The 20,138-nt window shown below is 33.2% G+C and carries 17 protein-coding genes and 2 tRNA genes; 15 read left to right on the top strand and 4 right to left on the bottom strand.

The genetic code is table 11. The features are described 5' to 3' along the window. Positions 1-6 precede the first annotated feature (6 nt). The 3 genes from AABL85_RS11930 to AABL85_RS11940 all read left to right on the top strand — a co-directional run bounded on the left by AABL85_RS11930 (position 7) and on the right by AABL85_RS11940 (position 5,882). Positions 7-3,168, top strand: a complete 3,162-nt coding sequence (locus AABL85_RS11930; RefSeq protein WP_341310256.1) for an efflux RND transporter permease subunit — start codon at positions 7-9, stop codon at positions 3,166-3,168. 32 nt (positions 3,169-3,200) lie between these two features. Continuing rightward, positions 3,201-4,592 (top strand): efflux transporter outer membrane subunit, encoded by a 1,392-nt coding sequence (locus AABL85_RS11935; protein WP_341310257.1) that lies wholly within the window; start codon positions 3,201-3,203, stop codon positions 4,590-4,592. A 141-nt stretch (positions 4,593-4,733) separates the two neighbouring features. Beyond that, a complete protein-coding gene (locus AABL85_RS11940; protein ID WP_341310258.1) occupies positions 4,734-5,882 on the top strand; it encodes an efflux RND transporter periplasmic adaptor subunit in 1,149 nt (382 codons plus the stop codon). A 1,091-nt stretch (positions 5,883-6,973) separates the two neighbouring features. Here AABL85_RS11940 and AABL85_RS11945 read toward each other — a convergent pair. Next, positions 6,974-7,058: transfer RNA gene (locus AABL85_RS11945), tRNA-Ser, on the bottom strand. A 242-nt stretch (positions 7,059-7,300) separates the two neighbouring features. Between AABL85_RS11945 and AABL85_RS11950 the strand changes: the two genes are divergently transcribed. From AABL85_RS11950 to AABL85_RS11975, 6 genes are all read left to right on the top strand, one after another. Next, positions 7,301-7,879: a Crp/Fnr family transcriptional regulator gene (locus AABL85_RS11950; protein WP_341310259.1), complete on the top strand. Its 579-nt coding sequence runs from the start codon at positions 7,301-7,303 to the stop codon at positions 7,877-7,879. A gap of 59 nt (positions 7,880-7,938) precedes the next feature. Next, positions 7,939-8,364 carry an acetyltransferase gene (locus AABL85_RS11955; protein WP_341310260.1) on the top strand — a complete coding sequence of 142 codons (426 nt, stop codon included), beginning with the start codon at positions 7,939-7,941 and terminating at the stop codon, positions 8,362-8,364. Positions 8,365-8,688: 324 nt separating this feature from the next. Continuing rightward, positions 8,689-8,865 (top strand): histone H1, encoded by a 177-nt coding sequence (locus AABL85_RS11960; protein WP_006259332.1) that lies wholly within the window; start codon positions 8,689-8,691, stop codon positions 8,863-8,865. A 69-nt stretch (positions 8,866-8,934) separates the two neighbouring features. After that, positions 8,935-9,600, top strand: a complete 666-nt coding sequence (locus tag AABL85_RS11965; protein ID WP_341310261.1) for a metallophosphoesterase family protein — start codon at positions 8,935-8,937, stop codon at positions 9,598-9,600. Positions 9,601-9,680: 80 nt separating this feature from the next. Then, on the top strand, positions 9,681-11,087 hold the full coding sequence (locus AABL85_RS11970; RefSeq protein WP_341310262.1) for a PLP-dependent aminotransferase family protein: 1,407 nt from the start codon (positions 9,681-9,683) through the stop codon (positions 11,085-11,087). Between the two features lie 83 nt (positions 11,088-11,170). Then, positions 11,171-11,686, top strand: coding sequence for a hypothetical protein (locus AABL85_RS11975; RefSeq protein WP_341310263.1), 516 nt, complete (start codon positions 11,171-11,173; stop codon positions 11,684-11,686). Positions 11,687-11,761: 75 nt separating this feature from the next. Here AABL85_RS11975 and AABL85_RS11980 read toward each other — a convergent pair whose 3' ends face one another. Together AABL85_RS11980 and AABL85_RS11985 are read right to left on the bottom strand one after the other, a co-directional pair. After that, positions 11,762-12,487, bottom strand: a complete 726-nt coding sequence (locus tag AABL85_RS11980) for a hypothetical protein (protein ID WP_341310264.1) — start codon at positions 12,485-12,487, stop codon at positions 11,762-11,764. Positions 12,488-12,727: 240 nt separating this feature from the next. After that, positions 12,728-13,453, bottom strand: coding sequence for an SDR family oxidoreductase (locus AABL85_RS11985; RefSeq protein WP_341310265.1), 726 nt, complete (start codon positions 13,451-13,453; stop codon positions 12,728-12,730). 477 nt (positions 13,454-13,930) lie between these two features. Here AABL85_RS11985 and AABL85_RS11990 point away from each other — a divergent pair, with 477 nt between their 5' ends. The 6 genes from AABL85_RS11990 to AABL85_RS12015 all read left to right on the top strand — a co-directional run bounded on the left by AABL85_RS11990 (position 13,931) and on the right by AABL85_RS12015 (position 19,687). Further along, positions 13,931-14,743 carry an AraC family transcriptional regulator gene (locus AABL85_RS11990; RefSeq protein ID WP_341310266.1) on the top strand — a complete coding sequence of 271 codons (813 nt, stop codon included), beginning with the start codon at positions 13,931-13,933 and terminating at the stop codon, positions 14,741-14,743. Positions 14,744-14,809: 66 nt separating this feature from the next. Then, complete coding sequence (locus AABL85_RS11995) at positions 14,810-16,489, top strand: alpha/beta hydrolase-fold protein (protein ID WP_341310267.1); 1,680 nt, start codon at positions 14,810-14,812, stop codon at positions 16,487-16,489. 69 nt (positions 16,490-16,558) lie between these two features. Beyond that, positions 16,559-16,957, top strand: coding sequence for a hypothetical protein (locus AABL85_RS12000; protein WP_341310268.1), 399 nt, complete (start codon positions 16,559-16,561; stop codon positions 16,955-16,957). Between the two features lie 153 nt (positions 16,958-17,110). Further along, positions 17,111-17,680: a DUF6090 family protein gene (locus AABL85_RS12005; RefSeq protein ID WP_341310269.1), complete on the top strand. Its 570-nt coding sequence runs from the start codon at positions 17,111-17,113 to the stop codon at positions 17,678-17,680. Positions 17,681-17,725: 45 nt separating this feature from the next. Continuing rightward, positions 17,726-18,166, top strand: coding sequence for a S41 family peptidase (locus tag AABL85_RS12010; protein WP_341310270.1), 441 nt, complete (start codon positions 17,726-17,728; stop codon positions 18,164-18,166). Between the two features lie 795 nt (positions 18,167-18,961). After that, positions 18,962-19,687, top strand: a complete 726-nt coding sequence (locus tag AABL85_RS12015) for a hypothetical protein (protein ID WP_341310271.1) — start codon at positions 18,962-18,964, stop codon at positions 19,685-19,687. Between the two features lie 243 nt (positions 19,688-19,930). Here AABL85_RS12015 and AABL85_RS12020 read toward each other — a convergent pair. After that, positions 19,931-20,015: transfer RNA gene (locus AABL85_RS12020), tRNA-Ser, on the bottom strand. Between the last annotated feature and the right edge of the window lie 123 nt (positions 20,016-20,138).

Consider the following 20,138-nt stretch of genomic DNA (forward strand, 5'->3'; position numbering starts at 1 on the left):
GATCAAATGCTTAAAAAGATAATACATAGACCTGTATTAGCTACAGTTATATCTCTTATCATTGTTATATTAGGAGCAGTAGGACTTACGCAGTTACCTATGGCACAGTTCCCTGATATTGCACCACCGAGTGTAACTGTAATGGCTTCTTATCCAGGTGGTAATGCTGAGACAGTATTGAAATCAGTAGTGACTCCGCTAGAAGAGGTAATTAACGGGGTAGAAAATATGACTCATATAGAGTCTACAGCTAGTAATGATGGTACAGCAGCTATCACAGTATTCTTTGATTTAGAAACTGATCCTGATCAGGCAGCAGTAAACGTACAGAACAGAGTAGCTCAGGTGACAGGTATCTTACCTGCTGAGGTAATACAAGCGGGTGTAATCACTCAGAAAGAACAGAGAGGTATGATCATGGTAGTAGACCTTATCAGTGAGGACGCTTCTTTATATGATGAAACCTTCGTGCAGAACTATGCTCGTATCAATTTAGTGCGTGAGTTAAAACGTATTAAAGGGGTAGGTAATGTACAGCTATTCGGTGAGAAGGATTATGCTATGCGTGTATGGCTAGATCCACACAAACTGGCAAATAGAGGATTAACTCCAGCTGATGTAGAACGCGCTATCCAAAGTCAAAGTATGGAGGTAGCTGCAGGTAACTTAGGTCAGAATGCAGGTGGAGCAGTACAATATACCTTGACATACCCTGGTAAATACAATACTCCAGAGCAATTCGAGAATATCGTAGTACAAGCAGATAAAAGTGGTAACGTACTTTATTTGAAAGATATTGCACGAATTGAGTTTGGTGCAGTAGCGTATGATGAGGAGAATAAGATCAATGGAAAAGAGGCTGTGACTATGGCTGTGTTCCAAACAAAAGGGTCTAATGCAAATGAGATTCAAACTCAAGTGTATAAGGTATTAGAAGAATTAACTCCTCAGTTGCCAAAAGGATTAAAATACAATGTAACGTTCGCTAATAAGACACAATTAGATGAGTCTATTAATCAAGTAAAGACAACGTTAATTGAAGCATTCTTACTAGTATTCCTTATCGTGTATATCTTCTTGCAAGATTTTAGATCAACTATTATTCCAGCGATAGCTGTACCAGTGTCATTAATCGGTACGTTCTTCTTCTTGAATATGTTAGGGTTCTCGATTAATATGTTGACGTTATTCGCCTTGGTATTAGCTATTGGTATTGTGGTAGATGATGCTATTGTAGTAGTGGAGGCTGTACACAGTACGATGGAACTTGAAGGCTTAGATGCTAAAGAAGCAACTACTAAAGCGATGAGCGAAATCTCAGGAGCGATTATCTCGATTACATTAGTAATGTCAGCAGTATTCTTACCTGTAGGATTTATGGAAGGGCCTGTAGGGGTATTCTATAAGCAGTTTGCATATACACTTGCGATAGCGATTATGATTTCTGCTGTAAATGCCTTGACATTGAGCCCTGCTTTATGTGCCTTGTTGTTAAAGAATCACCACCATGATTTAGAACATACGGGAGAGGTAAAGAAAGATGGTTTTAAGAGAAGGTTCTTTAGATCGTTTAATGCAGGATTTACAGCATTAACCAATAGATATATAAAAGGAGTACATTTCTTAATTAAAAGAAAAGTATTGAGCTTCTGTATTCTAATAGGTTCTATAGTAGGAATGGTATTCTTAATGAATACAACTCCTAAAGGATTTATACCTAATGAGGATCAGGGATTTGCGATGTTTGCTCTATCATTACCTCCAGGGTCATCTATTGATAGAACAGCTCAGGTTCTAAAAGAAGGAGATGAGATCATGAGAAAAAATCCAGCTATTAAGTCTGTTACTACTATTTCTGGATTCAATATATTAGGTAACGCTGCCAGTCCTGCATATGGTATGGGATTCATTTCTTTTAAAGCTTTAGAAGAAAGAGGAGAGATAACGGATATCAATGAGTTGATTGCACAGCTAAACCAAGATTTGTCAGCACTAAAAGAAGGAGATTTCTATGTTTTTGCTAACCCAACAGTTCCAGGATTTGGAGACTTTGATGGATTAGAGATGGTAGTTCAGGATAGACGAGGAGGGGATATTACAGAGTTTGCAAATGTTGTAAATCAGTTTAACCAAGATTTAAGTGAAACTGATGAGGTACTAAGTGCTTTCACGATGTTTAAAGCAAACTTCCCAATGTATAAGATCATAGTAGATCCTGTGAAGGCAAAAATGCATGGAGTAGAAGTAAGTGATATGATGAGTGCTGTACAGTTATTCTATGGATCAGCACAGGTGAACGACTTTAACCGTTTTGGTAAACAGTTTAAGGTGTTTGTTCAGGGTGATGCACAGTTTAGAGCAGATGAAGAATCGTTTAAAACAATCTATGTAACTGCTGGTTCAGGAGAGATGATTCCGATTAGCTCTTTAGCACATTTAGAAAAAGTGTATGGTCCACAGGCTATCAGTCGTCATAATTTATTTAACTCTATTGCTGTAAATGGTATTATTAATCCTGGTACAAGTACAGGAGATGCAATGGCAGCAGTAGAGAAAGTAGCAGCAGAAAAACTACCTGCAGGATATAGTATTGAATGGTTAGGGTTAAGTAAAGAAGAGAAAAAATCAGGAGGACAAATGGTGTTTATCTTTGGATTATCAATCTTATTCATTTACTTTATTTTATCAGCACAGTACGAGAGTTATATCTTACCATTAGTAGTATTGTTATCATTACCTGTTGGTATTATGGGGGTTTTCTTAGCGATAGGGTCAGTGGGAATAGCCAATAATATTTATGTGCAAGTAGGACTCATCATGCTGGTCGGACTGTTAGCAAAGAATGCAATTCTGATTGTAGAGTTTGCCGTTCAGAAGCGTCAAGGAGGAATGAGTATTGTGGAGTCGGCTTTAGAAGCTTCGCGTTTGCGTCTTCGTCCTATCTTGATGACATCATTTGCCTTTGTAGCAGGTCTAGTACCTTTAATGTTTGTTCAAGGATCGTCAGCTCAAGGTAACCACTCTATCAGTATCGGTACAGCAGGAGGAATGGTATTAGGGGTTATTTTAGGAGTATTTGTTATTCCTTTCCTTTATGTCGCATTTCAGTACTTACAAGAGAAAATTAGTGGTAAGCAACCAGACGTTTCTGAAGTTGTAGAAAACTAAGAGATTAATGGTAGTTCAAAACAAGAAAAACAATGAGAAAAATAGTATATATAGCGATTGGTTCAACATTATTAACTGCTTGTAAAGTAGGTAAGAATTATGAAAGACCAACTGTAGACACGCCAGAGCAGTTTTATACAAAAACAGTTTCTGATACTACGGCTAATAATCTAGCGAAGTTGAGTTATTCGGAATTCTTCAAGAATCCAGAATTGACTAGTTTGATAGAATCTGCGTTAGAGCGCAATGCCGATTTACAAGTTGCTGTTAAAAATATCGAACAAACAAGGTTATTATTCACGCAGTCAAAAATGGCACTATTACCACAGTTGACTATGAATGTAGCAGGTAGTAGAACAGAATCTTCTAAGAATAGCCAATTAGCGGCTAGTGGGGCAGGACGTGTTAATGATGATTTTACAGCAAGCCTTGATTTATCATGGGAGTTAGATATATGGGGAAAGCTTAGACGAGAGAAGGAAGCTGCATTAGCAACTATGATGCAGACGGAAGAGGTAAAAAGAGCAATCCAAAATAGATTAGTAGCTGAGGTAGCTACTAGTTATATCAACTTACTTATGTTAGACGAACAGCTCGAAATAGCGATAGAAGGTATTGCACTTCGTGAGAGTACATACTTATTAACTAAAAAGATGTTCGAGGTAGGTAACGAGACTATTGTAGCGATGCAACAAGCAGAAGCACAGTGGTTAGAATCTAAGGAATTGCTACCTCAGATAGAGCAAGAAATTGCTTTACAAGAAAGTGGATTGAATTTGCTTTTAAATAATTATCCGCAGGCTATATCTCGCTCTGTTACAATTGGAGAATTAGATTTTTCTAAAGATTTAAATACTGGTGTTCCTGCGGATTTTTTAAGTACTCGACCAGATGTTCAAGTTGCAGAATACACATTAAAAATAGCGAATGCCAAAGTAGGCGCAGCACAAGGACAGATGTATCCTAATTTAATCATTTCAGCGCAGGGAGGATTAAATGCTTTTGAAAGTTCGGAGTGGTTTAAGACACCAGCTTCTTTATTTGGTATGTTTGGCGGTGGTTTAATACAGCCTATATTTAATCAAAAGAAGTTAAGAACAGCTTATGAAATTGCTGTTGTAGAAAGAGAAAAAGCAGGTATAGAGTTTAAAAATAAAGTGATAATAGGTTTTACTGACGTGCATAATGCATTAGTTAAAATTGACAAAATTTCTCAAAAAGAAGAAATGATGCAAAAGAGAGTGAATATTTTAAACACTTCTCTAGCTAATATTAAATTCATGTTTGAGATGGATAAGGCTTCTTACTTAGAAGTTATCAATGCTCAAAGTTTAGCGTTGCAAAGTAGTTTGAGTTTTGCAGAGTTAAAAAGAGATCATCTGGCATCGCTAGTTGATTTATATAGAGCTTTGGGAGGACATTAATAACTTTGAGTAGATTTTTGATTGAGGATGAAACCAATATTGTTTACAATATTGGTTTTTTTTATTGTAATTTAGACGTTTGGATTGTTTTTTTTCAGTCCTTTGTATCTGTTAGTTATCTTTGTAAGGATAAGAGTGGTTATGGATAAAAAAAATGTAAAGCTTCAGCAAATTATAATGACACTTCTAAGTATTGTATTCTTAGTAGGGGTAGGTTATTATGGAAATAAAGATAAGGGAGGAGAAAATGAAGTGATTGAACCTAAAACGATCGCAGTCACTGAAGAAATAATTCAACCTGAAAATGAGGTGACTTTAGAAGAGGAAGAGGAAGAAACAGAGGAGGTGAAAGTAAATGTAGCTCCTACTGTGTTAGTATTAAATAGTAAATATCATACCTATACTAAGGAATATCCAGCGAAGGTCAAGATGAAATATAGTACACCTGTCAGAGAATCTGTAGAAGGAAAGGTAGTCTCACTTTTTATAAAAGAAGGACAGGCTATCGCAGAAGGCCAAGTAATCTATGAAGTGGAGGTGGGGAGTTTACAGATTTCTAAAAAAGAGAAAGATAAAGAACAGAATGAGTACAAGGGGTTAAAGAAAGATTTAGAACGTGCTGAGAATCGATTACAGAAGTTAGCTAGAAGGGATAGTGTTGCTTTTGTTAAGCAACGCGAGGTTGTAGAAGAATTGCGCAAGAGTCTGGTTGAACTAAGTGAAAGAATAAACGCATCTGATACAAAATATAGTAGACATACTGTTAAGTCTGAATATAGTGGTGTTGTGAAGAATATTTCTGTAAAAGTAGGAGATATCCTAGCAGGTAATGACAAGCATAATTTGTTTACTATAGTAGGGTATGATGTGTTTTTTGAAATACCTGCTAATGATATGGTGCAGTGGAGACAAGGTATTACAGGACAAAATACCCTTGTAAGTTCATTTGAGACTAAAGAAGGGCAACGCATTCCTATCAAAGTAAACTTAAAGAATGATACGGATATTTTCTTTTTAGATAAATCTCCTCAAATAATGGAAGGATTAAAATTAAATGGAGAAGGTATTGCAGAGAATAGAGTGGTGATTTCATTGGTATATAAAGATGTTATAGAGATACCTTATTCTGCAATAAACTTAACTAGTGAAGGAAAACAGCTTATTACGATTATGGATACAAATGGCGTAGAAAGTAAAAAAGAAATAATTCCTATCAGGAAATATACTTCATATGTGTTAGTAAGTGATTCTACTTTAGAAGGAGTGTCTATTCAGAATAGAAGTAACTAATAAGATAAATTTTATATATAAATAAGCCCTTGTAGATAATCTATGAGGGCTTTTGACTTGACATTGTCTCTTAAAGTGTGTATATTTTTTTTAGAAGATTATCTTACTTTATTTTTATTTAGTATAAAAGGGGGGATGTAATCAATTATAGATTTCCATTTTCAAAATACCCACACCTTAGCACAGGTACACAGTTACTAATATTAAAATCACTAGCTAGTAAGACATCTTTATCAAATCCTCTATCTATTAATTCTTTTCAAAACTACATTCTTTAATATCACTTAGTAGTGTTTCTTTGCTATTTTTGAATATCGCTAGACTAGCCTTACTTTCTGGAGATAATCTACCTTCTAAATAAGAAATTATTGTTCCAGCTTCTATTACATCTTCAAGAGAGACTCTTAAAGAATTGTCCAGCTATTGTTCTCCTGCAGCAATTATAGATATTTTCTTTCCGTACTTTTTTGCAAAATTGGCTATTGCTTTTCTTAAGCAACCACATAGTGTTGGAGTATTTCCGGTTGTTAAACTAAGGGTTGCTCCATTAGGAGATGGTAAGACTAATTTTTGAAGAGGAGTAATATGGGTTAGAGAGGTTGGGGAAAGTGAAAAAACATCTGTATACTTTCGTTTAAAATCAGCTAAAATAGCTCCTACATTTTTAGCGTATTCTATAGCTGATTCATTTTTTCATTGATGTGGATAAATGAATGTACTTCTATTATTTGCAATATCTGCACAAGTAGAAAAAGACAAAACATCGATTATTATAATTACATCAGAAATAGGAGCAAGCTCTTCTACTTCCTTTAATCCCCATTCCATTCTTATATCGTATTCGTGTTGATTGTATATCATATATGTGGTAATAAAAAAGTTGTTCTAGATTTCGGTCATAATATAAATATAATCACTTCTTGTAGAATATAGATCTTCATAATACCAGTAAAAAGGTGCGCAATATATAAAGTTTATTTAAAGCACCTAATTAGCGTAGTTTATGGGATAAGATATTATATTTTTAAGTAATAGAGGGGGAGCAATAATGCATAAAAAAGCCCGATAACGAGTGTTATCGGGCTTTTCAGCGGAGAAAGAGGGATTCGAACCCCCGGACCTGTTACAGTCAACGGTTTTCAAGACCGCCGCATTCGACCACTCTGCCATTTCTCCAGTGGTCTGCATTACTTCCGTATTGCGAGTGCAAATATACTGCAAATACTGGGCTTTGCAAGGATTTTTGAATAAAAAAGATATTCTTTTTTATGGTGTTATTATAACTTGTTTAAAATGAGTTGGTAGTAATTATTTAAAATGTCAAGTTTTATATAATCTTGTACGAATGGACTTTTTCTTATTTTAACTCCTTGATTTCCCTAACTGTTTTATATATTTATCAAATTAATAAATAGGATATGCTTTTAGAGAAGTTATTAAAAGAGTTTGAAGTCGAATTATCTGTATTTACTTCTTCACAATATGCTTTGTTTGATGAATACTTTGAGCGAATTTCCATTTCTAAAAATGAATATCTAATAAAAGAAGGAGAGGTAGAACAATATAGCTATTTTATTTATGAAGGAATATTTAGATGTTGGACTTTAGATCCTAAAGGAATAGAACAAACATTTTGGTTTTGTAAAGAAGGAACATTTTCCATGTCAAATATTTCTTTTTCTCTTCAAGAGCGTGCAGACTTTTCTGTGCAAGCTGTTATGGATGCAGTAGTATATCGAATTAATAAAGAGCAAATAAGCGATTTATACGCTGCTATCTCTGGATTAGAGATAATGTTCGGAAAATTAACAGCAAGGCTTTTAAATCGTCTCCTACAGCGTAATATAGATCTGATCAAGTATTCTTCAGAAGAATATTATTTGAGAATGCAAGAAGAATATGGATTGACATTTAATTATATCCCCTTAAAAGATATAGCTTCTTATTTAGGAATTACCCCACAAGGGCTGAGTAGAATTCGCAAGCGAATTTTTTAACCCAGGTTCAGTAGATTGTATTTCAAAGCTTAGAAATTTGCCTTATTAAATTTACAATTATGATTAGAAAAGTAAAAAGTCAAGAATATCCAGTATTAGTGGAGATATGGGAAAGTGCGGTAATACATACTCATGATTTTTTAGCAAGAGAAGATTTCGAGTATTTTAAAAAGACCATACCTAGTTATTTTGAATTTGTAGAGTTGTATGTTCATCTTAACCAAGAGGGAAGAATGACTGGCTTTATTGGAGTTGCTGATGAAAACTTAGAAATGTTGTTCATACACAATGATTTTAGAGGACAAGGAATAGGAAAACTGTTATTAAACTATGCTAAAGATAGACTTCATATTACTAAAGTAGATGTAAATGAACAAAATCATCAAGCAGTTGGTTTTTATTTACACATGGGGTTTAAATCAGTAAATAGATCTGAGACAGATGGACAAGGAAAGCCTTATCCTATCCTACATTTAAGCTTGTAATTATTCCCACAAATGAAGAGGAACAATGAATGTTTTGTGTAAAACACGATAGTTTAAGGACTAAATTTATAGAAACTGCTCTCTTTCGAGCAATATCTGTTCACTTTTTTAGCAAAGTGTAGTAATAACGGTGGATTCGACGTGTTTAGCTTTGGTGTGTTGAAAGTGAGTAGGTTAGGTGATATTTACCACTTTGAATACAAGAATGTAAAAATATCAAGTGCCAAAACAGAGAGGTAAAGTGGTAAAAAAGTCAGTAAATACTGTGTATATGTGAGATTATATTCTATTTTTGTAATACATATTTAAAATGTAAAAATTACCATGAAAGAATTAATCGAAAAAATCAACGCTGAGTTTGAAGCGTTCCAACAAGATTCAGCTTTACAATTAGAAAACGGAAATAAAGCTGCAGGTACAAGAGCACGTAAAGCTTCTTTATCTATTGAAAAACTTTTAAAAGAGTTTAGAAAAGCTTCTTTAGATGCTTCAAAACAATAATAATAAAAACTCCTACTTTCTTAAGTAGGAGTTTTTTTATTCTTTAAGTTTGTGTTTTATAAAAAGAGCATGAACTATTTTATCATTGGTGATATACATGGTTGTTATCACACGTTTTGTTCTCTTCTAGAGCAGTGGGATTCTTCTAATGAGCATTTAATATTAGTAGGAGATTTAATAGATAGGGGCAATTATAGTTGGTTAGTCGTAGAGAAGTGTTTAGCCTTATTAAATGATACAACATTATCAGTAACTGTTCTTAAGGGAAACCATGAAGCTGAACTTATTCAGTATATCAAGGATGGACGTCATGAAATATGGACATCTCAGTGTGGTTTAGCCACTTTAGAAGACTTTCATAGGCATCATGTAGATTTGCAAAACCTTTTACCGCATTTAGAAAGACTACCACTTATGTTTGAGACTTCCTCATTTATTGTCACACATGCAGGAGTCTGTGATACGGCTAATCCTTATGAGGAGACTAATTGGGATGGGGTATTATGGACTCGTAAACCACTTGTTAATCTTCATAAATTACAAGTGCATGGTCATACTCCTTTAAAACAAAATCATCCTCAGTACACTGTAGATAGCCATTCGTATAATATAGACACAGGAGCTTATTATGGCTATGGACTAACTGGTATTAAGTTAGATCAAGTAGCTAATGTTATTGAGATTATTAATATACCTACAGATAGACGTGATATAGCATCAGAGAATAATGAATAATTGTATCTTTGATTGAGAGTAGTTTTTATTCTACTTACAAAATTGCGTTAAGTCATGAAGAATTTCTACATATTGATTATATGAGAATGAAGGAGTATAGGTATAGTGTTTTTACGGATAAAATAGAAGAGGGAATAAACAAAGGGTTGTTAAAGCCAGGAGATAAACTACCTTCTGTTCGAGCTATAAAAAAAGAATACAACTTAAGTATAAGTTCTGTTCAGAGTGGCTATGATTATCTTGTATTTAAAGGTATGGTCACTAGTATGCCTCGCTCTGGGTATAGGGTATCTGATCGTCTTGTAGAACAAAATTTAGAAGTAGAATTACCTATTATCCCTCGCGATGCAGTTTTTAGAAAGAAAATACATCTAATTACGAATCCTATAAGTGACACTAGTCAGACTATACTTAATGAGGCGAGTCCGTCTGACCTATTTATTCCTCAAAAATTAGTTCTCAAAACAATGCAAGAGGTAATAAGAGAAAAAGGAGCTTCTTTACTTCGTTATTATCCTAATAATGGGGCAGAAGAGCTAAGAGATTTATTAGTGAAGAGAGCTGGACTTCATGGAGCTTCCATATCATCAGATGAACTTTTGGTTACTGATGGAGCATTACAAGCACTATATATTGCTTTAAGCTCTATTACTTCACCTAATGATATTATAGCAGTGGAGAGCCCATGTATTTTCTCTATTTTAGAAGTTATTGCTAGTCTGAAGTTAAAGACTATAGAAATACCTGTTCGTGCGTATGATGGTTTTGATACAGATTATTTAAAAAAGGTCTGTGCAACTAATAATATAAAGGCGATTGTACTAACTCCTAATTTTCATAACCCTACAGGAATATTAATGACTGAGGAGAGCAAAAAAGCGGTTTATGCAACTGCTCTATATCACAATGTACCCATTATAGAAAATGATGTTTTTGGCTGTCTTTATTTTAAGGGAAGTAGACCAAGTAATATCCGTAATTATGATGAAGCAGGATTAGTAATGACATATTCGTCTTTTTCTAAATCGTTAGCGCCAGGTATTAGGCTAGGATGGTTAGCAGCGGGGCAGTTTTTTTCTGAGGCAGAGCGTTTGAAGTTCTCCTTAGGTCGTTCAGTATCTCCAATAAATCAAGAGGTAATGATAAAGCTTCTTCAATCTTCAGCTTATGATAAACACCTTAGAGTTTTTCGTCAGCAATTAGAGCATCAAGCATTACAGTTGGTAAGACAATTCATTCGCAGTTTTCCTGATTTTATTCATGTTCAACTTCCACAAGGTGGATATTGTACATGGGTTCAATTACCAGCGCATATAGATATGAACTTTTTCTATAAGCGATGCACAGAAGAAGGAGTACAGTTTACACCTGGAGAGACTTTCTCCTTTACAGATGTATATGATAATTTTTTTAGAGCAGTATTCTCTAAACAACTTACTTTACACAATCTAGAAGCCATAAGAAGAGTCGGAGAGTCTATATTATAGCGATGTACCGATGCTTTTTTAGAGTACTGTATCGAAACAGATGAATTAGAAAAGGATATGTTTGTAGATAAACATGAAATAATATGGATATAATATCGAAATTCACAATAGGAACTGAAGAAGGACTTGGTATTCTTTTTCAATTAAGAGAAGCTCAAATAAGAGAAATATATGCGGATACAGTGGAAGTAGAACGATTAAATCAATATATAACTCAACAATTAAATCATAAAGAAGCTGTATTAGAATTGAATAATCTAAGTACACAAATGCTAACAGTGTTTAAGAAAGAAGTACCTGTTGGTTTTGTGATGATTAAACAAGTAATGCAACCAGAAGTACTAAAGGATAAAAAAGTTATTAATCTCGAGTCTTTTTATATCAATTCGGATTATAATGAGGAAGAAGTAAGAGAGTCTTTATGGCAAAAGACTTTATCCTTAACCCGTAATTATGACGCAATATGGATAGAGGTGTTACAAAATAACCCTTTAATTCTTTTCTTGAAAGAGTGGGGCTTTGAGATTAATCAAGAGTCTGTTATAGAACCTTTTAATAAGCCTTCTTATATCATGATAAGATGGAAACCTAGTGAATAAGCTCTTTTGATAAGGAGTATATTTTATAACTTAACTTTGATTATGGCTGTGAACATGTGTTTATGGCCATTTTTATTATTGTATGTTAAGAGGCTCAAATCCTAGTTTTTTTCTTCTCTTATTTACTTTTTGAAGATTATCGTAAGGGTATAATATTAGATTTCCTTTATCATTATAAGTCGATTGTGTTCCATATTTTTGAGGTATTTCTTCCCCTGTAGCTATTTTATCTTGTAAGTATGCCAAGTGTTTTGGTTCTAAGTAGCCTAGTTTTATAGCCTTTTTTATTTGTTTGAAATATTTCTTTTGATATTTGGTATTAGCATGTAATAATATAATAAGAGCATGGTAACTACTTTCTTTTTTGTTTACTATCGCCGTATGAAAATCACAATGATCAAAGATGTTAAATAATAACCTTTGATTCACTACATCTATTTTCATATCCATTGTACCACTTGATCTGTTTTCTTTATCTTTTAAGTAAGTATCTTTTAGTAAACTATCTATCTGTGTACAGTCGATGTCTAATTTAGCATTTATAGTGTCAGTATATATCCCATAAGTTTGATACAACATCATCGTCTTTTTAAATGCTATATCTTTTCTAGTGATTTTTCTGAATTTTAAAACTATAGAATCATTTTGTTGGTCCACGTATCTATCTACAGTATATTTTTTTGGAGAGTATATAGTCGCTTGTTCATAATTTATGAGATCATTATTTGGAGATAATATTTTATAAACTTTATCATTAAGAGAATCTATTTTTATTAACTCTAGTATTTGTTGATTACTCATTTTTTGATACCTTCTATGTGAGGTACAACTAGTGAAAATTAAAGAGAATAATAAAAAGTAACTTATATATCGGAACATTGTATTTCGTTTTTATAAAGATAATGTATTTCAATCTTATCTTGTAACTTGTGTTTGTACAGATGATTATTTAATGTAAGACCAAGTGATTTCCAGATTTCAATGCACAATATAAAGTAAAAATAAACGCTTATAGTTTATAGCTATAAGCGTTTTGTTATTTTAAGCGTTTTGTTTTGTATCTGAGATAATCAGTTCTCGTAATAATACGCTCTGAGGTAAGTCGTAAGCAAATTTGATAGTACGAGCTACATCAATAGCTTGAATACGGTTTGCTCCAGATGATTTCATCCACTCTTTATAGTCTTCTTTAATGTCTTCACTAGTTGTGTGGCTTAAGAGTTCTGTTGCTACTGCTCCAGGCTCAACAGAAATAATACGCACATTATAAGGACTAAGTTCTAAACGAGCAGTTTGTGTTACTCCTCTTACAGCATATTTACTAGCACAGTAGGCAGCATGATTATGAAAGGGTAATACACCAGCTATTGAGGATACATTGATAATAGTCCCTGTTTGTCTATCCTTCATATCTCCCATTACAGTTTGCATACCGTTCATGACACCTAATACATTGATATCAAGCATTTGTTTCCATTCTTGAGGGTCCTGAGTAGCTAAATCGCCTAATAGCATTACACCTGCATTATTAATTAATAAGTCTGTCTTGCCATATATCGCCTCTGCTTCACGGATTGCTTTTTCGAAAGCATCTTTATCAGATACATCTACACTTTTGCATAGTGTATTTGGTAAGTTTAAAGCTTCCATTTTATCCAGTCTTCTCGCTAATAATAGTAGAGGATGTCCACTGTTAGCGAATTCTTTAGCTAGTTCCATACCGAAGCCAGAGCTAGCACCTGTGATTACTACTAATTTCTTTTCCATTGTCGATGAATTGTTTTATGCAATTTACTGACAATAATGGTTTTTACGTTTAATGTAGTAGCTTTTTTTTGATATATTTATCTCGTTATAAGGTGTGTACGATGTAGTATAAAAGGGCTTATCCTTTAAAACGACTATTGTGTTTAGCTATCCAAATTGTATTAAAAATATTTTAGAAAGATTGTGCTTTATTAAGCTTGCTAAAGAGGTTTTATAATACCTTCGTATAAAGGAGTTAAACTTACAGAGATGAGATTTATAAACGCAATAGAATTACTACCATCAAATTATGCTAAAAGCCACTATCAGAGTCCTATGGGGAGTACAGCAGAGTGCCCAAAAGAATAGAATGCTTACTGGAATAGAAGTTTGTCAGATAGTGATATAGAACCGATGGGGGATACTATTAAACGAGTGGACTTAATAATAGGGATAGAGTAGAGGTAAGTAATGTATAACTAAATAAATTAAGCGGTAATGAAAGAGATTTTTGAAACCTTTAGTCCTAAGAATGCTTTAGTAAAGAAGTATGTGGACTATTACTACTTAGATATAAAGCCCAATAATGAGGTGAGAGAGTACCAGTGCTTTCCTCATTATAATAATACGATCTCTATCTACGCCTCTCATCAACTAGCTAGTGATGGATCGATGGCGTTTAATAAAGGAGCAGATGATTATCAGATATTCACTCCTATTAGAGAAGACATACTTCATGTGAAGCAGGTGGGGAGAGTGCACAGAGTCGTTATTGTCTTTCACCCATTAGGGATACAGCAGTTTTATCGTCATTTAAGCTTTGTCAATCTGATTACTGATTATAAATTTATTGAGGAAAAAGAGTTAGCAAAAGTCTTCGCTACTACTGATGTAGATGTTATTACTACATTGTTAGATACAGCGCTAGAGAAGAAATATAAGCCATTCTCAAATAGCCTTCTAGAACAAACAATAGAGTATATCTTCAGTGAAGAGGATTACTTCTCTGTACAAGAGTTAGCAGATAGACTAGGAGTGAGCAGACAACATCTAAATAGAGTTTTTAAGGCTAATATGGGAGTATCTTTAAAGAGGTTTTATGATATCTATTTGTTTAGAAGAACGGTGAACCAGAAACTCTATACCTCTCCTGAAGAGAAGTTGACTGATATTGCTTATCGCTTTAACTTTAATGATCAGTCTCATTTGATTAAAACCTATAAAGCAATGACCAATAATTCTCCTAAAAACTTCTTTGAGAAAGGTACTAAGCTAGGAAGCAAAGATACTTTTTGGCATCTAGAGAAATAGATGTTCCATTTGTACAATTTTATTATTGTAGTGTTGTTTACATTCGCTTTATTAATAATTAGAATTATGAAGGGATATCATGTACTACTAGCATTTATGTTTAGTATCGTTAGTTTTGGACAGAATACATACTCTAAGTTGATCAATCAAGCAGATGATTTGTTAGAAGAGCACGAGGATGAGCAAAGTAAGAGACAAGCTTTTTCTCTTTATGAAAAGGCGTTTAAGTCATTTCCAGACAGTATAAAAGTAGCTGACTTATCAGAAATATCAATCATTGCCTCAGAGTTAAAAGAGGCAGATAAAGCCTTTGCTTATCTAGATCGGTTGATAAAGATAGAACGCGCACAATATGGCTTCCCTGGTTGGCAAAATGTAACAAATAAAAGTGCTCTTGAGGAATACAAGAACTTATTAGATGATCCTAGATGGGCTTCTATGATGAGTGAAGCGCATGCGTTAAAAGCTAAGTTTGATGTAAATCTAAAAAAGGAAGAGGAAGAATTCTATAAGGTGAAATCTACTAAAGAGTTAACCTCTACTAATGGAAAGAAATTATATGAAGAAATCAAAGTGTACAATCCTTATCTACCTAAGGCAAAACAAGATTATTCTATAAGCTTTGCTATAAATGATACGGTGAAGACGTCTTTCTTTATTCATTTGCCTAAGAACTATTCTCTAGAGAAGGAATATCCAGTGTTATTCTTTTTGCATGGAGCAGTTAGATATAATAATCTTCAAGAGTTTCAGACTAGAGAACTTAGTTTAGGAGGATGGAATAGATACTATACGAAATATGGAGATCTAGATGAGGTGATATTAATATTCCCAAGTGGAGGTAAGAAGTATAATTGGATGACATCTAATGATGGCTTCTTTATGATACCTGCTATGCTGAGAGAAGTTAAGAAGGCTATTAATGTAGATGATAATAAGGTGTTTATCGCAGGGCATTCTAATGGAGCTACGGGTTCATTCTCTTATTTGATGAAAGACTCTTCTCACTTTGCAGGATTCTATGGATTTAATACTCAACCTAAGATATTCACAGGAGGAACTTTTATAGAGAATATAAAGAATCGCTCTTTTATCAACTTCTCTACAGATGAGGACTATTATTATCCGCCTAACGCAAATGATTCTTTTACAGCGTTGATGGATGAGCTAAAGGCTGACTATAAAGAGTATCGCTATAATGGGTTTCCACACTGGTTCCCAGAGTTCGACGAGTCAGAACCAGCTTATGAGATATTGTTCAAAGACCTTAAGGAGAGACAACGCAAGAGCTTTACTAAAGAGTTGACATGGGAGTTTGATGACAATGTTTATGGAGGTGTAGATTGGTTGACTAATATCAAATTAGATACGCTTGGTCAGAAAGCAGATTGGCATAAAGAACGAAACTTTAAAATTACCAAATGGCTAGAGTATGATAAAGCTGAAAAGCTACAAACGGTAGAGGTAGATAAGAATGCTTTCGATATGCCACGCTTATCAGGTAAGGTGATTGCTCGTTATAAAGACAATGAATTTAGAATAGAAACATCACGTGTTAAATCCTTATCTATTGCTATTTCTCCTGAAATGGTAAACCTGAAGAACAAGGTTAAAGTATATGTCAATGGTAAGTTGTATTATGATAAGAAAGTAGATTACGATACTGCATTCATGCTAGATAATTTTGATAAGACTAGAGACAGAAAGACGATTTGGATTAATAAGATTGATATTACAGTAATATAAGAAAATAGAGCTAGTAGAAATACTAGCTTTTTTTGGTTTAATGTACTTTTAATAAAATAGGAAGAAACGATGGAGAGGATGTATCAGAATGATGAATTCGTTTGTGTAGAGTTAAATGGCTTGAGGATAGAGCGCGTAATAACGTGTATGAGTGATGAACGTGATAATGTAATTGTACTTTATTTAAAAGTAGAAGCTTTAGGTTGGTTTGACTTTTTTATTGACGCAGGTATTGCAGTGATGGAAAAGATAAAAGAAATAGAAGAGGACGATAGTTATATATACCTAGATAAATCCCAAGAATTAGAGGCCATCGGAGTGAGGATAAAAGGTATCTATTGTCAGTCTATTAAAAGTAGTTGTCGCTTGACTATAGTATTAGATAATAGTGTAAATCTAATATTACAATCAATTGATATGAAGGATTATGAAAGTAATGTAAAGCTGTTGCTTTTAGATCTTGGATAAAAGAGGGGCGGCTATCTCATCAGTGGATTAAGATATATTATCATTTATACAATACATTTTTTGTAGTACTATTCCCATCTTTCAATTATTTATTTAAATTAGCTTTGAGTTTTTAGTAATAAATCATCTCTAACTTTAACAAATAATCATTAGATGAAACAAAAGATTAAAAATTATAGTATTCACTTTATCAAAGAGATTATTCCTGTCGTGGTAGGTATTCTTATTGCTCTTTTTATTGATAATTGGAACGCTCATAGAAAAGACCAAGCCTATATCAATCAAGTGTTTTCGACTGTTCATAGTGAGCTAAAAGAATCTAGAGAAGAAATAGAGTTTATTCTCCCTATACAGAAAGATTTGGTCAAAGCCTTAGAAAAACACGCTGATAACGAAGAGAAAAGTCTACAACAGATAGTCATGGAGTCTAAGGGAATCTTCATCCCTCAGATTAAAACAACTGCCTGGCGCTCTATTGCTGCGACTAAGATTGATCTCATCGATTATGATAAGGTAGCTGCTATGACTAATATCGAAGACTTAAAGCAAATGTTAAGTAATAAGAGTGCTTTCCTAATGAATCTTTTGTATTCTAATATGGATAAGACGGATAAGAGTATCAAACAGACTTTTAAGATGGTCGTATTAGATATTATTCAGACGGAAAATACGCTAGAACAGCGTATAGAGCTGATGGAGAAAGAAGGGAATAAGAAAGGATAACCGTGGTGTTTCTTCCCAATGTATAACCGAGTGAATTAACTGTTTATGAAGTATGTTTTTTCTTTTTATAATTCCATTAAAGATAACCTTCTAAGCAAATACCTTATTCTCGATTTAAGAAATAATAGTGGAGGAGGAGACAAGAGCTCTGCACAGTTTTATAATCTGTTTAAGAAGTATAAAGGAAATATATATGTACTTGTAAATTTTAATACCATTAGCAATGCAGAGCAATTCACACTAAAATTGAAGAAATTAAATAATGTAATGGTTTTAGGTGATAATACCAGAGGAATGCTTACTTATGGTAGAAATCATGCTGTAGATAAGGTAAGTCCTTCTGCTCTTTTTAGAATACATTTTACGGATCTAAATACGCATTGGCGCAAGTATTTACCCTATGAGGGAAAAGGAGTGACACCTGATTTCTATTTATCATCTACTGAAGACTGGATAGAACAGGTAGTCAGAAAGTATTGTGAATGACAGTAATGTAAATAGTAGAATGTATAGATTTTCTACTGTTTATAATTATTAGTTTCTCATCTTAGATCATCTTTTATTATTAGCATAATTATAGTGCTTGATAGGGTGTGGCTAGCTTTAGTTTGTCTAAATTTTCAACAGGAGGAGAGTCCCTGATCAATAGAAGAAGCATTCATCGACTAAGGGATCCTTAGCTTCACTATGTACGGGGTATTCTCCACTAATTGTCGAGCAACTTAAGGTGAATACAGGCTGTTATTGGGATTGTGAAGAATATAGAAAATTGATTAAAATGAGTTAATAATTGTAGTGATCTGAATATTAACTAGTTGTTGTTTTTTAGCTGCTAAAAAAGTATAAGCATTTTTTAGTTTTAAGTACCTAAATAGCTAGGAAGTGGAGTTTTTTTCTAAAAATAGTAGAACTAAATGGTAAAATAGGTGTAGTTTAGGTCGGAAGAAATCACTTTTTTAAAAAAATAGTGTAGGTTTTTTAATAGAGATGTATAGTGAGGTATTTACGAGCTGTTGTTATTTTAGCTTCTAAATAAGTTGGAGAGATCTTTCAAATTTAAATACTTAATTTTGAGACATGAAGTACAAGAAGAGGAGTGTGGGAGAAAAGTAAAAAAATAGATAGCTGTGAATTTAGGAAGTAGTGTTGATGTAAAATTTGGTGTTCATGTTGTTTGTAAAGAACCAAATATAGGTGAGGTTGAGCTTGAAAAAAGCACAATGAGAAAGTAATGATCTACATCTTGTATAGTAATACATAATGAATTTAAATGCGTGCAGTATGAAACAGTTAAATGTCTTTTTTTTTATTTTTTTTACACTTACAGCTAATTATATCTTAGCTAGTAGTAAAGTAATCATTAGTTGTACTCAAAAATCTACAAAACTTGATTTGTCTAATAGAAAACTTGTAGAGATTCCTAATGATTTATCTTCAGATATTGAAGAATTAGATTTATCTCATAATTATATATCTTATATCGATGCAAAGAAGCTTCCTAGTAGTTTGAAAAAACTGAATTTATCATATAATAATCTGACGTCTATTGATAATATTAAAGAACTTATTGAATTAGATCTTGTAGAACTTGATTTATCAAATAATAGCATTAAAAATGAGTCAACAGCTGGGGAATTAACTTTTTTGTTTAGAAGTAAAATTCAGAAGATTAACTTAAGTTATAATGAGTTAAAAGGAAGTATATTTATTAATTATTCTAAAAGTAATAAAATACCTATTTTAAAAGATTTAGATTTATCTAATAATAAGCTAAGCGTAATAACGATACATCGTCCTTTAGAAAAGCTTAAGGTAAACAATAACAATTTACTTAGTATTTATTTAGATAGTTCTCTATTAGTGTTTCTTGATATTTCTAATAATAAAGAATTAGGTAGTGTTCTAGGCATGAAAAAGCCTAAACATCAAATTAATATTATCCACCATAATATTAAAGATAACAAAGAACTTCGATACTCATCTGCGACTCTTAGTACTATTAATTAAGAATATGTTAGTATCAAAATCTGCTTGGTTTAACTAAACCCTTAGATTAAGTTTATTTAGTTCTATCATATCGGCTATAAAACAATAAGATAGACGTAACTAGCTTTCTGAATTGGAACGATTTGAACAAAATAATTAGAAGTGTCTCGTTGTAAAAAAAATTATAAGACTTTATAATGGGTGCAAAAAAGGTGCACAAGGGCATAAAAAAAGCCCGATAACGAGTGTTATCGGGCTTTTCAGCGGAGAAAGAGGGATTCGAACCCCCGGACCTGTTACAGTCAACGGTTTTCAAGACCGCCGCATTCGACCACTCTGCCATTTCTCCAGTGGTCTGCATTACTTCCGTATTGCGAGTGCAAATATACTGCAAAGTCTGATGTTTGCAAGCGTTTTGAAGTAAAAAAATAAGTTTTTTGAAGTGTTTTTTTGTAACTAATTTATTTTGAGT

Source organism: Myroides odoratimimus (assembly GCF_038039805.1).
Taxonomy (GTDB): Bacteria; Bacteroidota; Bacteroidia; order Flavobacteriales; family Flavobacteriaceae; genus Flavobacterium; species Flavobacterium odoratimimum_B.